Raw genomic sequence first — 12068 nt, forward strand, 5'->3', positions numbered from 1 at the left:
AGCCGAGATGGGCGACATGGCGGCTCCCTCTCAGACCTTCGGCTGGAAGGGGTCGTAGTCGGCCATGATCTTCTCCATCCGGGCCTGGTCGACCCGGGTGACGATCTGCGTCAGCTCCTGGCGGTCGCGGATCACCTTGGCGAGGGTGAAGGCCGAGGTGGTGAGGTAGAGGACCGCGATGCCGAGGAAGGCGCGGACCCAGCCGTCGACCTGGAGGTGATAGATCCCCAAGGCCACGGCACAGATGGCGACCGCGAAGGACGCGACGGCCTGGCCGTAGTACGCCGCCGAGTTGCGCTGCTTGACCGGTGTCTCGTTCATGGACCCAGCATCGGGCGGCGTGACCGGGGCCACATCCGCGCACGTACTCAGACCCGTACTCAGAAGGGTGCGGGCCCGAAAAGGTGCGTACTCAGAAGGCGGAGACGCCGGTGCGGGCCCGGCCGATCAGCAGCTTCTGGATCTGACTGGTGCCCTCGTACAGGGTCATCACGCGGGCGTCGCGCAGCAGTTTGCCCGCCGGGTACTCGTCGATGTAGCCGTAGCCGCCGTGCACCTGGAGGGCGTTGCTGGCGGCCCGCACGGCGGCCTCGGAGGCGAAGAGCTTGGCGGTGGAGGACTCGGTGGCGAAGGGCTGCCCGCGGTCGACGAGGTCGGCCACCCGCCAGGTCAGCAGCCGGGCCGCGTCCACGTCGACCGAGATGTCGGCGATCAGCTCCTGGACCAGCTGGTGGTGGGCGATGGGCTTGCCGAACTGCTCGCGCTGGGCTGCGTACGAGAGCGCCGCGTCCAGCGCCGCCTGCGCGATGCCGACGCACCCGGCGGCGACCGACATCCGACCCTTGGCCAGCGCGGACATGGCCACGGAGAAGCCCTTGCCCTCGGGGCCGAGCATCGCCGAGGCGGGGACGCGGACCCCGTCGAGGGCCAGTTCGGCGGTGGCCTGGCCGCGCAGGCCGAGCTTGCCGTGGACCTCGCGGCGGGTGAGCCCGGGGGTGTCGGCGGGGACGAGGAAGGCGGAGATCCCGCGGTGGCCGGGCTCGTCGTTGGTACGGGCGAAGAGGAGGACCACGTCGGCCCAGGTGCCGTTCGTGATGAACATCTTGCTTCCGCTGATGACGTACGCGTCCCCCTCGCGCACGGCGCGGGTGGTGAGGCTGCCGGCGTCGGAGCCGGTGCCGGGCTCGGTCAGGCCGAAGCAGCCGAGCGCGTCACCGGAGCAGAGGCGGGGCAGCCAGGCGCGCTTCTGGTCCTCGGTCCCCCACGCGGCGATGGTCTTGGCGACCAGACCGAGGGAGACGGACACGATCCCGCGCACCGCGGAGTCGCCGCGGCCGAGCTCCTCGGTGACGAGGACGTAGGCGAGGTGGTCGCCTCCGGAGCCGCCGTACTCCTCGGGGACGGTCAGGCCGAGGAAGCCGAGGTCGCCGAGCTTCTTGACGATGGCCCGGTCGACGCTCTCGGCGCGGTCCCATTCGGCGGCGTACGGGGCGATCTCGCGCTCGGTGAACTCGCGGGCGAGCCGGCGTACGGCTTCCTGCTCCTCGCTCAGCTCCAGGTTCACCGGGCACCTCCGGGCGGTCCGGCGCGAGATTAACTAGCACCGGTAGTTTTTGGCGGGCAGGCCCTACTATGTGGCGCATGGCCAGACCGCGCAAGCCCCTCCTCAGCAGAGACCGCATCGTCGAGGCGGCGGGCGCACTGGTCGACGCGGAGGGGCTGGAGGCGGTGTCGACGCGGCGGCTGGCCGCCGCCCTGGGGGTCAGCGGGCCCTCCCTCTACAACCACTTCCGCACGAAGGACGAGATCCTGGACGCGGTCGCGGACGCGGTGAGCGCGAGGGTCGACTTGTCGATGTTCGACCCGGGGGCGGGTCGGGACTGGCGGGGCGCCCTGCACGATTGGGCGCACTCGTACCGGGACGCACTGTCCGACCATCCGAACATCGTGCCGGTGTTGGCGCGCGGCCCGGGCCGGCGCCCGGCCGGACTGCGGGTGGCGGACGCGGTGTTCGGCGCGATGACGGCGGCGGGCTGGCCACCGGCCCACGCGACCCGGATCGGCGCCCTGATGCGGTACTTCATCCTGGGCTCGGCGGTCGGCTCCTTCGCCGGGGGTTTCGTGGACGACGAAGCCGCGTACGACCCGTCGGACTACCCCCACCTGGGCCAGGCCCACCTACTGGCCGAACGCAGGCGCGAGGTGGACGACGGCGCCTTCGAAACGGGCCTCGCGGCCCTGCTGGACGGTCTGGCCCTCCAGCACGAGGCACTGACCGCGCGGGAGCGGGAGACGGAACCGAAGCACCCGGCCTGACGAACCACGCCGGGCCGGGCGCCGGGCGAGCCGGCACCCGGCGGGTCGGCGCCGGGCGCGGCTACGGGGGGGCGTCCGACCCCTAGAACACGATCAGCGAGCGGCCACCCTTGCCCGCGAGCATCGCGTCGAAGGCGGCCGGAATGCCGTCGAGCGTGATGCGGTCGGTGACCAGGGAGGCCAGGTCGAGGCGGCCCTCACGGACATGCTCGGCGATCACCGGGAGATCGCGCGCGGGGTCGCTGTTCCCGTACACGCAGCCGGTGAGGGTGCGGGCGAAGTGGAAGATCTCCAGGGCGTGGAAGGCGACCCGCTGATCCTTGCCGCCGATGCCGACGACCGTGGTGCGGCCGCCGCGACGGGTGCAGTCCCAGGCTCCGCGGATGGACTCCGCCCGGCCGACGCACTCGACGGCGACATCGGCGCCCTGCCCGCCGGTGAGTGCGCGGACCTGCTTGGCGGTCGTGTCGGAGGCGAGTACGAACTCGGTGGCCCCGGCCGCCCGGGCCAGCTCCTCCTTGGCCGGGGAGACGTCGACGGCGACGATCGGGCCCGCCCCGGCGATCCGCGCGGCCTGGAGGGCGGCCAGGCCGACCCCGCCGACACCGAAGACGGCGACGGACTCACCGGGACGCACCCGGGCGCTGTTGCGGACGGCGCCGTAGCCGGTGAGGACCGCACAGCCGAGCAGGGCGGCCTCGGCGAGCGGGATCCCGGCGGGCGCGGGCAGCACGCAGTTGGCCGCGACGACCGTCTCCTCGGCGAACGCGGCCACGTTCAGCCCCGGGTGCAGCGGCGTGCCCTCGGCGTCGTGGGCGTAGACCGCGCCGACCCCGCTGAGCGCCTTCGCACAGAGCCAGACCTCGCCGATCGAGCAGTGGTGGCACTGCCCGCAGGACGGGGACCAGTTGAGCACCACCCCGTCGCCCGGAGCGACATGGGTGACCCCCTCGCCGACCGCGAGGACCGTCCCCGAGCCCTCGTGGCCGAGCACGGCGGGGACGGGAACCGTCATGGTGCCGTCGGCGAGGGAGAGGTCGGAGTGGCAGACACCGGCTGCGGCGAGCCGCACCCGGACCTGACCGGGGCCGGGATCGGGCAGGACGATCTCCCGTATCTCCAGCGGGGCTCCGACTGCGGGCAGGATGGCGGCGCGGACCATGGTCGATTCCATCTCTCGGGGCTCGGGGCTGCGGGGCGCGGGCTGCGGGGCGGTTTGCGAGCGAGGGGCTAGAACTGCAGGGACTTGGTCTGGAGGTACTCGGCCAGGCCGTGCGGGCCGAGCTCGCGGCCGACGCCCGACTGCTTGTAGCCGCCGAAGGGCGCGAGCGGGTTGAAGCGCCCGCCGTTGATGTCCACCTGCCCGGTGTCCATGCGCCGTGCGAACGCGACGGCGGTCTCCTCGTCCGCCGCCCAGACCGCGCCGCCCAGCCCGTACACCGTGCCGTTGGCGATGCGCAGGGCCTCGTCCTGGTCCTCGTACGGGAGGATCGACAGCACGGGGCCGAAGATCTCCTCCTGCGCGATGGTCATTTCGGGCGTGACGTCGGCGAACACGGTCGGGGCGATGAAGTACCCCTGTTCGTGCGGCGCGTCGGGGCCGCCGGCCACGAGGCGCGCGCCCTCCTCGATGCCCTTCGCGATGTATCCGCGCACGCGGTCGCGCTGCTTTGCGTTGATGACCGGGCCGAGGCGGGTGCCCGGGTCGAGGGGGTCGCCGGAGGGGTAGTTGGCGACGGCGGCGGCCGCGAGGGAGACGGCCTCCTCGTACTGGTCGCGGTGGACGAGCATCCGCGTGAGCGCGTTGCAGCTCTGGCCGGAGTTGTTCATGACGTGGCCCACGCCCACCGCGACGGCCTTGGCCAGGTCGGCCCCGGGCAGGATGACATTGGCCGATTTTCCGCCGAGTTCGAGGGCGACGCGCTTGACGGCGGCGCCGGCCGTGGCGCCGATCTGCTTGCCGACCGCGGTGGAGCCGGTGAAGGAGACGAGGTCGACTCCTTCGTGCGCGGCCAGCGCCTGGCCGGCGACCGGGCCGGTCCCGGTCACCAGGTTGAACACGCCGGCCGGGATGCCCGCCTCGTGCACGGCTTCGGCGAAGAGCTGTGCGGTCAGCGGGGTGTCCTCGGCCGGCTTGAGGACGAGGGTGCAGCCGGCGGCGAGAGCGGGCGCCACCTTGGCAACGATCTGGTGCAGCGGGTAGTTCCAGGGCGTGATGGCCCCGACCACACCGACCGGCTCCAGCAGCACCGTGGAGTTGCCGATCCGCTCTTCGAAGGCGTACGAGGTCCCCAGCTCGGCGAACGAAGAGGACACCGCGATCGGCGCGCCCACGTGGACCATCTCCGAGAAGCCCCGCGGGGAGCCGAGTTCGGCCGTGATGATCTCGGTGAACTCGCCCTTGCGGGCGACCAGCACGTCGCGGAGCGCCGCGATCAGGGCGGCCCGCTCGGCCGGAGCCGTGGCCGCCCAGCCGGGGAAGGCGGCGCGTGCCGCGCGTACGGCCGCGTCCACGTCGTCGGCGTTTCCGGCCGGGACCCCGCCGATGACCTGCTCGTCGGCCGGGTTGACCACCTCGATCCGCTCGCGCCCGGCGGCCGGCCGCCATGCGCCGTCGATGTACATCCCGTCCTGGGCCTTCATGGCTTTCCTCCCGAACACGCACCAGCGCGTAGCGACCTGACCTCGTTCGACCACCCTACAAACTAGCGTCGGTAGTTTTCGGTGCGCCAGGGGTCTCCGGGGTCAGATGATTCCGAAAAGCATCCCTGCCCCCAGGACGACCAGAGAGGTGAGGGCCGCCCATTTCACGGTGAAGCGGGTGTGGTCGCCGAACTCGACCTTGGCCATGCCGACCAGGACGTAGACGGCGGGAACCAGCGGGCTGGACATGTGCAGGGCCTGGCCGACCAGCGAGGCGCGGGCGATTTCGAGCGGGGAGACCCCGTGGGCGGCGCCCGCCTCGGCCAGCACCGGCAGGACGCCGAAGTAGAAGCCGTCGTTGGACATGAAGTAGGTCAGCGGCAGGCTGAGCAGGCCGGTGACCAGGGCCATGTGCGGGCCCATGCCCTCGGGGATGGCGTCGACGAGCCAGTCGGCCATGTGCTTGACCATGCCGGTGCCGCTGAGGACGCCGGTGAAGACGGCAGCGGCGAAGACCATGCCGGCGACGTTCAGGACGTTGTCGGCGTGCGCGGCGATCCGGGCCTTCTGGTCGGGCATGTGCGGGAAGTTGACGGTGAGGGCGAGGGCGGCGCCGAGGAGGAAGAGCACCGGGATGGGGAGCAGCTCGGTGATCATCGCGGTGAGGAGGGCGACGGTGAGGCCGGCGTTGAACCAGTAGAGGCGCGGGCGAAGGGTCGGGCGGCGGGGGTCGAGTCCCTGGAAGCCGTCCTCCTGCGCGGCGGAGCCGGAGGTCACGGCGCCGGAGGTCACGGAGCCGGAGGCGGGAACGGAAACGGAGGCGGAGTCCGAGGCGGACCCCGCGGACCCGGTGGTGGCCGGTCCTGCGTCAGCGGATCCGGTGGTGGCGACCAGCAGGCGCTCCTCAGCGGGCTCCGGAGCCTGCCCGGACGCCGGCTCCTCGGCGCCGGGGAGGACCAGCTTCCCGATCCGACGGCGTTCCTTGAGGCCGAGGACGTACGCCAGGCCGAACACGAACAGCAGACCGACCGCGAGGGCGGGGATCATCGGCACGAAGATGTCGGAGGCGTCGAGCTTGAGTGCGGTGGCGGCGCGGGCCGTGGGGCCGCCCCAGGGCAGGGTGTTCATGACGCCGTTGGCGGTGGCGGCGACGCCCGTCATGACCACCAGGCTGAGGCCGAGCCGCTTGTAGAGCGGGTACATGGCCGAGACGGTGATCATGAAGGTGGTCGATCCGTCGCCGTCGAGCGAGACGATCGCGGCGAGGACCGCGGTGCCGACCACGACCCGTACCGGATCCGCCTTGCAGAAGCGCAGGATGCCGCGCACGATCGGATCGAACAGGCCGACGTCGATCATCACGCCGAAGTAGACGATGGCGAACATCAGCATGGCGGCGGTCGGCGCGAGTTTGCCGACGCCGTCGATGACGTAGTCGCCGAGGTGGGCGCCCTTGCCTGCGAACACGCAGAACAGCGCGGGGATGAGGACGAGCGCCGCGATGGGCGACATTTTCTTCATCATGATCAGGACCAGGAAGGTGGCGATCATGGCGAAGCCGAGGAAGGTCAGCATGCAGGGAACGTAGGTGTCTCCTCCTTGTGTCAACAAGACGTCCGAGCGTGAGCAATACGAGCAAAACCCCAGCTCAGGGCAGGGGTGTCAGCTCGACGGGGAAACCGTTGAGCACCGCCGTGCCGGACAGCGGGTCGAGCCGGGAGCCGTCGAGGAGCTGGTTGACGTTGGCGCCCGGCACGGCGGAGGCGACGGAGAGGCGGGCCCCGTCGCGGTCATGGCCCCAGCCGTGCGGAAGGCTCACCACGCCGGTCCGTACGGTGTCGGTGACCTCGACGGGAACCTCCAGGCTGCCGCCGTCGGCGGTGATCCGGGCCATTCCGCCCTCGGTGAGGCCGAGCCGCCCGGCGTCCTGCGGATGCACCTGGAGCGTGCATCGGTTGGAACCTCCGGTGAGGGCCGGAACGTTGTGCAGCCAGCTGTTGTTGGACCGCAGATGGCGGCGGCCCACGAGCACCAGGGCGGCGGGGCGGTCGGCGAGCGCCGCGCGCAGCCTGGGGAGATCGGCCGCGATCGGGTCCGGGAACAGCTCGATCCTGCCGCTGCGCGTCTTCAGCACGCCCGGGAGCCGGGGCCGCAGCGGGCCCAGGTCGATCCCGTGCGGGTGCACGAGCAGCCGCTCCAGGCTGAGCCCCGCGCCCTCGTCCGTTCCCGCCCCCGTCCCCGCCTGCGGGGCGGAGCCGGCGCCGAACCGGTCTCCGTACGGCCCGAGTCGGAGCATCAGGTCCAGCCGCCGTTCGGGGCCGCTCTCCCCGGTGAGCAGACCGGCCAGGCGCGCCGGGTCCTGCCCGTGCAGCGGGGAGTGCGGGTCGGCGGTCTCCTTGGCGAGGGTGCCTCGGATGACCATGTCGTCGACGGCGGCCGGGGTGGCGGAACCGTACGTGCCGGAGACGGCGAGGACGAGGCGGGCATGGATCTCGCACTCGTCGAGCCGGCCCGCTTCGAGCGGGACGGCGGCGCGGGTGTAGCGCGCCTGGTTGCGGATGGCGAACCCGTTGAAGGCGAAGTCGTGGTGCGCGCTCTGCGAGGGCGGCGGCGGAGGCAGCACGACGTGGGCGTGGCGGGAGGTCTCGTTGAGGTACGGGTCGATGCTGACCATGAAGTCGAGCCCGGCCAGGGCCTCGTCGAGGCGCCGCCCGTCGGGTGCGGACAGCACCGGGTTGGCGGCGATGGCGACCAGGGCGCGGATCCGCCCCTCCCCCGGCGTCTCGATCTCCTCGGCCAGGGCGGCCATGGGCAGTTCGGCCTTGGCCTCGGGGTGGCCGCTGACCCGGCTGCGCCAGCGGCCCAGGGTGAACCCCTTGCCGGGTCCGCCGGGGCGCGGCCGCGGCCCGGCGGCCGACAGCGGGAAGAGGACTCCCCCGGGCCGGTCGAGGTTGCCGGTGAGGATGTTCAGCACGTCGACCAGCCAGCTGGCGAGCGTGCCGTACTCGACGGTGCAGCTGCCGATCCGCCCGTAGACGGCAGCGGTGGGCGCGGCCGCGAGGTCGCGGGCGAGGTCGCGGATCTCGGCGGCCGTGAGGTCGCAGGCGGGGGCAACGGCCTCAGGAGTGAAACTCGCGAGGGCTTCCGCGAGTTCCCCGATCCCTTCGGTCCGTTCCGCCACCGCGCCCGGGGCGGCGAGCTTCTCCGCGAGGAGGGTGTGCGCGAGGGCGGCCAGCAGCAGGGCGTCGCTGCCGGGGCGCGGCGCCAAGTGGCGGTCGGCGAGCTTGGCCGTCCGGGTGCGGCGCGGATCGACGACGACCAGGGTGCCGCCCCGGGCGCGCAGCGCCTTGAGCCGGCCGGGGAAGTCGGGGGCGGTGCACAGGGAGCCGTTGGACTCGACCGGGTTGGCGCCGAGGAGCAGCAGGAAGTCGGTGCGGTCGAGGTCGGGGACCGGGATGGCGAAGGGGTCTCCGAAGAGGAGCCCGCTGGAGACGTGCTTGGGCATCTGATCGAGGGTGCTGGCGGTGAAGAGGTTGCGGGTGCCGAGGGCCTTGAGTAGGAGCGGCGGGTAGAGGGCGCCCGCCATGGTGTGCACGTTCGGGTTGCCGAGGACCACGCCGACGGACTGGGCGCCGTGCTCCTGCACGAGGGCCGGGATCGCGGCGGCGACGGCCTCGTACGCCTCGTCCCAGGTGGCCTCCCGGAGCCGGCCGTCGCGGCGGACGAGGGGCGTCCGCAGCCGGTCGGGGTCGGCGTCGAGCGCACCGAACGCCGCGCCCTTGGGGCAGATGAACCCACGACTGAAAACGTCTTCGCGGTCCCCGCGCGCGCCGGTGACGGCGGTGCCTTCGATGGTGAGGGTGAGGCCGCAGGTGGCTTCGCAGAGGGGGCAGATGCGCAGGGCGGTGCGGGGCATGGGCCCTCCAGGGACGGCAGGCTGCGACGTGAACACGCCGGCGAGCCGAGCATACCGACCGGTAGGCACGGTGGGGAGGCCCTGGAGGCGGGCCCGGCAGCGCGGGCTGGGCCGGGGATGGGCGCGGGGACGGGGCGGGTCAGTCGAGCACGCGGGCGAGGTAGGCGTGCATCATGGCCCGGGTTTCGGCCACGATGCCGGGGTCCCCGGCCGGGTCGGCGCGGAAGGCCAGCTTCGTCAGCGCGTCCGTGGCCTCGACGGCGACCAGGACCGCCCGTTCCAGGGTCGCGTCCGGGGTCAGGCCGAGGTGCGCGCCGAGCAGTTCGGTGAGGCGTACGGCGACCAGCCGGTTGGGGTCCGCGGCCGGGCCCTCGGCGGGCGGGGCGGGCACCCCGAAGTCGACGAGCGCGAAACCGGGGACCGTGCGCTTCATGGCCAGGTATTCGTCCAGCACGGCGTCCACGACGGGGCGCCAGCCGCCGGCCGGGAGGGCGGCGAGGCGTTCCGCGATGCCGTCGGTGTACTGGTCGAGGTTGCGGTGGGCGAGGGCGATGACCATGGCCCGTTTGTTGCCGAAGAAGCGGTAGACCGAGCCGATGGGCACTCCGGCGCGCAGGGCGACGGTGCGGGTGCTGAGGTTCTCGTACCCGGTCTCGTCCAGGAGTTCGGCGCAGGCGTCGAGGATCCGGGCGAGCCGGTCGGCGCTGCGCTGCTGGATCGGCGTCCGGCGCAAGGGGTGGGCGGGGGGCACGGAGTCCATCATGCCGTTCCCGGCCCCTCCGTTCGGCAGGAGTGTCAGTTCAGGAGCAGACCGATCCCGCCGATCGTGTAAGTGATCATGAGCGCGAGCAGCGGCAGCTGCCCGGCGACGGCCCTGGCGGGCGGGAAGAGGCGTACGGAGCGGTCGTGGGCCGCGATCACGCCGAGTACGTGGCCGGTGACGACGGCGATGACTTGGAGGGCTGCGAGGCCGCCGGGGCCCAGTGGTGGCAAGGGTTCTGGGGCGTTGTCAGTGCCGAGTGCCATGCTTACCGTGCGTGGCCCTTCGGTTACCAGGAGGGAGAAGTAGTGGGCGACGAGATAGCCGATTGCGATCGGTACGAGTGAGTGCGCGAAGGCGGTCAACGGGCCCGGGTGCGGGCCGCAGACGAGGCGGGTGACCGCTGCGCACAGGCAGTACAGGGTGGCGACGAGGGCGATGGACGCGAGGAGTCCGAGCGTGGCCGTGGGGGTGCGGCCGAGGGGGGAGGTCTGGAGGGTGTTGATCCACGAGGGGTTGTCGGAGTAGCCGTCGTAGGCGGTGGAGCCGAGTAGGACGCAGACGGTGGCGACGAGTCCGGGCCGCTCGGGTGTCGCGTCGAGTCCGTGGAAGGGGTTGCGGAGTACGAGGCGGCCGTCGCTACGGCGGCCGAGGGGGGAGAGCCGGGCCAGGAGGGCGGAGTACGCCTCGAAGGCGTCGGCGTCGGCGAACCAGCGCTCGCCGAAGCGGGCGGCGAGCGCGAGTTGGACGGCGGCGTAGCCGGTGAGGGCGGTCAGGAGGGTGGTGGTGGATGCGGGATCCGGAGCGGCGAGTTCGAGCCAGGTGAAGGCGAACAGTCCGGCGGCGGCGGGCCATTGGCCGAGCCGGGCGGGCAGGGGGGCGGGCGCGTGACGCCGGGCGCGGGGCAACCGGCGGTACAGGCAGTACAGGGTGCGGAGCGGGTTGATCAGGCGCCAGACGGGGCCGAGGAGGAGGGAGGCGGGGACGAGACCGACCCAGAGGAGGACGTAGACGGCGCCGGGGGCGGGGTTGCGCGCGGGATCGTCAGGACCGAGGAGGAGCAGGAGGAGGACGGCGAGCGCGGCGGCGAGACCGAGCCCGCGCAGGGCGGTGCGGGTGGCCGGCGCGTCGGCGATCCGCTCCAGGGCGGCGGGCAGTGCGCTGCCTGACCGGTCGCCGCGGAAGCGGGAGGAGGACCACAGCAGACCGAGCGCGAGGAAGGAGACGAACAGCGCGGCGAAGGCACCGGCGAACGCGTAGAAGGGAGAGATCGGCAGATCGTGCTGGGACCCGATCCCGTGCGCGAGCAGGGTGGGCGGATCGGCCGGGCGAAGGACCACGCCCCGGCCCCCGCCACCGCTGCCCGCGGCGGGTACGAGACCCGGCCCGACCGGGATCATCGCGGGCCGCCCGCACGGCCACGTTCCCCACCGCGGAAGGGGAACGGTGCCGCGTGGGTACAGACCGGATGGGGCTGGGGCCGGGTGGGCGCGGGCGGTGTGGGCGCGGGCGGTGTGGGCCGGGTGGGCGCGGGCCGGGTCACCGGACGAGGAGCTGGGTCAGGACGAGGTCGGACTCGTGGGTCTCGACCTCGAAGAGGCCCGTACGGTCGACCGTCAGGACCAGGGTGGCTTCCTGGCCTGCCGGCAGGGCGAGTTCCTTGTCGTAGCCGTGGACGTGGAGGGTGTCGGCGCGGTCGCTGGTGACGCGCAGGGCGACGCGCTCGCCGCGCCGCAGCTCGGTGCGGCCGGGGGCGGGGGTCACCTTGCCGTCCCGGACGGTGAGGGTGACGGTGCGGTCGGCTTGCACATCGGACGGCGTCGGCGAGGGTGGGGTGTGGCTGTGGCCGCCGGGCTGGCCCGGGGCGGCGGCGGTGAGCTGCAGCGTGCCCTCGATCGTCTTGCCGGCGACGGCCCAGGCGGTGTGGTCGTCCGCGTAGAGGCGGACGGTCAGGGTGTGCGCGCCCTCGGGGACCTGCGAGGCGGGCAGGTGGAACCAGGGGCCGTACAGCCGGGCCAGTTTGCGGCCGTCGAGCTCCAGGTGCGCGTGGCCCGCGCCCGGGAGGGCGGCGCCGCCGGTGCTGTCAGGGGTGAAGCGGAAGTTCTTCACCGTCAGCTGGAGGTTCCAGCCGTCCTCGGAGTCGGGGCGGGCGGTGAGCTGGACTTCCGGCGCGCCCTCGGCCGGGATCTCGCGGAGCCGGTGCCCGCCGGGGTCTTGGGCGTCGAGCAGGGTGCCGACGTTTCCGGTGGCCTGCTCGTGGCTGGTGCCGGGCTTGTGGTGGGTGGTCGCCCGTCCGCCGCAGCCCGTCGCCGCGCCGCCGACGAACAGCAGGACGAGTGCGAGCAGGGCCGCGGTGCGGGCCGCCCTCCGGGATCGCACCCCGAGGGGTGGCACTGCGCAGCCGTCGCACCGGACGGGGTCCGCGGTCCGGTC

General features: G+C 73.0%; 10 protein-coding genes. 1 reads left to right on the forward strand and 9 read right to left on the reverse strand.

The genetic code is table 11. The features are described from left to right. Window positions 1-30: 30 nt before the first annotated feature. Together OG974_RS12025 and OG974_RS12030 are read right to left on the reverse strand one after the other, a co-directional pair. The gene (locus OG974_RS12025; protein WP_327282689.1) at window positions 31-321 is read right to left on the reverse strand and encodes a YiaA/YiaB family inner membrane protein; all 291 of its coding nucleotides are present in this window, start codon (window positions 319-321) and stop codon (window positions 31-33) included. A gap of 91 nt (window positions 322-412) precedes the next feature. Continuing rightward, a complete protein-coding gene (locus OG974_RS12030) occupies window positions 413-1564 on the reverse strand; it encodes an acyl-CoA dehydrogenase family protein (protein ID WP_327282690.1) in 1152 nt (383 codons plus the stop codon). Window positions 1565-1641: 77 nt separating this feature from the next. Here OG974_RS12030 and OG974_RS12035 point away from each other — a divergent pair, with 77 nt between their 5' ends. Then, window positions 1642-2316: a TetR/AcrR family transcriptional regulator C-terminal domain-containing protein gene (locus OG974_RS12035; RefSeq protein ID WP_327282691.1), complete on the forward strand. Its 675-nt coding sequence runs from the start codon at window positions 1642-1644 to the stop codon at window positions 2314-2316. A gap of 82 nt (window positions 2317-2398) precedes the next feature. On the opposite strand, the gene OG974_RS12040 is transcribed toward OG974_RS12035, so the two are convergent. The 7 genes from OG974_RS12040 to OG974_RS12070 form a co-directional block, all read right to left on the reverse strand. Continuing rightward, entirely contained in the window at window positions 2399-3478 is a 1080-nt protein-coding gene (locus OG974_RS12040) for a Zn-dependent alcohol dehydrogenase (protein WP_327285587.1), read from the reverse strand. A 68-nt stretch (window positions 3479-3546) separates the two neighbouring features. Beyond that, entirely contained in the window at window positions 3547-4959 is a 1413-nt protein-coding gene (locus OG974_RS12045) for an aldehyde dehydrogenase family protein (RefSeq protein ID WP_371646420.1), read from the reverse strand. Window positions 4960-5061: 102 nt separating this feature from the next. After that, a complete protein-coding gene (locus tag OG974_RS12050) occupies window positions 5062-6534 on the reverse strand; it encodes a citrate:proton symporter (protein WP_329313091.1) in 1473 nt (490 codons plus the stop codon). A 73-nt stretch (window positions 6535-6607) separates the two neighbouring features. Next, complete coding sequence (locus OG974_RS12055; RefSeq protein WP_371646423.1) at window positions 6608-8875, reverse strand: molybdopterin oxidoreductase family protein; 2268 nt, start codon at window positions 8873-8875, stop codon at window positions 6608-6610. Window positions 8876-9014: 139 nt separating this feature from the next. Continuing rightward, window positions 9015-9635, reverse strand: coding sequence for a TetR/AcrR family transcriptional regulator (locus tag OG974_RS12060; protein WP_327285588.1), 621 nt, complete (start codon window positions 9633-9635; stop codon window positions 9015-9017). Window positions 9636-9670: 35 nt separating this feature from the next. Then, window positions 9671-10975, reverse strand: a complete 1305-nt coding sequence (locus OG974_RS12065; protein WP_328762272.1) for a hypothetical protein — start codon at window positions 10973-10975, stop codon at window positions 9671-9673. 199 nt (window positions 10976-11174) lie between these two features. Beyond that, window positions 11175-12014, reverse strand: coding sequence for a hypothetical protein (locus OG974_RS12070; RefSeq protein ID WP_327285589.1), 840 nt, complete (start codon window positions 12012-12014; stop codon window positions 11175-11177). Between the last annotated feature and the right edge of the window lie 54 nt (window positions 12015-12068).

The sequence above is a fragment of the Streptomyces sp. NBC_00597 genome, from assembly GCF_041431095.1.
In the GTDB taxonomy this organism is placed as follows: Bacteria; Actinomycetota; Actinomycetes; order Streptomycetales; family Streptomycetaceae; genus Streptomyces.

Excerpts from the sequence above, each read along its gene's own strand:
- OG974_RS12025 (WP_327282689.1), bottom strand. The coding sequence starts at position 321 with ATGAACGAGACACCGGTCAAGCAGCGCAACTCGGCGGCGTACTACGGC.
- OG974_RS12035 (WP_327282691.1), top strand. The coding sequence starts at position 1,642 with ATGGCCAGACCGCGCAAGCCCCTCCTCAGCAGAGACCGCATCGTCGAG.
- OG974_RS12040 (WP_327285587.1), bottom strand. The coding sequence starts at position 3,478 with ATGGTCCGCGCCGCCATCCTGCCCGCAGTCGGAGCCCCGCTGGAGATA.
- OG974_RS12045 (WP_371646420.1), bottom strand. The coding sequence starts at position 4,959 with ATGAAGGCCCAGGACGGGATGTACATCGACGGCGCATGGCGGCCGGCC.
- OG974_RS12050 (WP_329313091.1), bottom strand. The coding sequence starts at position 6,534 with ATGCTGACCTTCCTCGGCTTCGCCATGATCGCCACCTTCCTGGTCCTG.
- OG974_RS12055 (WP_371646423.1), bottom strand. The coding sequence starts at position 8,875 with ATGCCCCGCACCGCCCTGCGCATCTGCCCCCTCTGCGAAGCCACCTGC.
- OG974_RS12060 (WP_327285588.1), bottom strand. The coding sequence starts at position 9,635 with ATGGACTCCGTGCCCCCCGCCCACCCCTTGCGCCGGACGCCGATCCAG.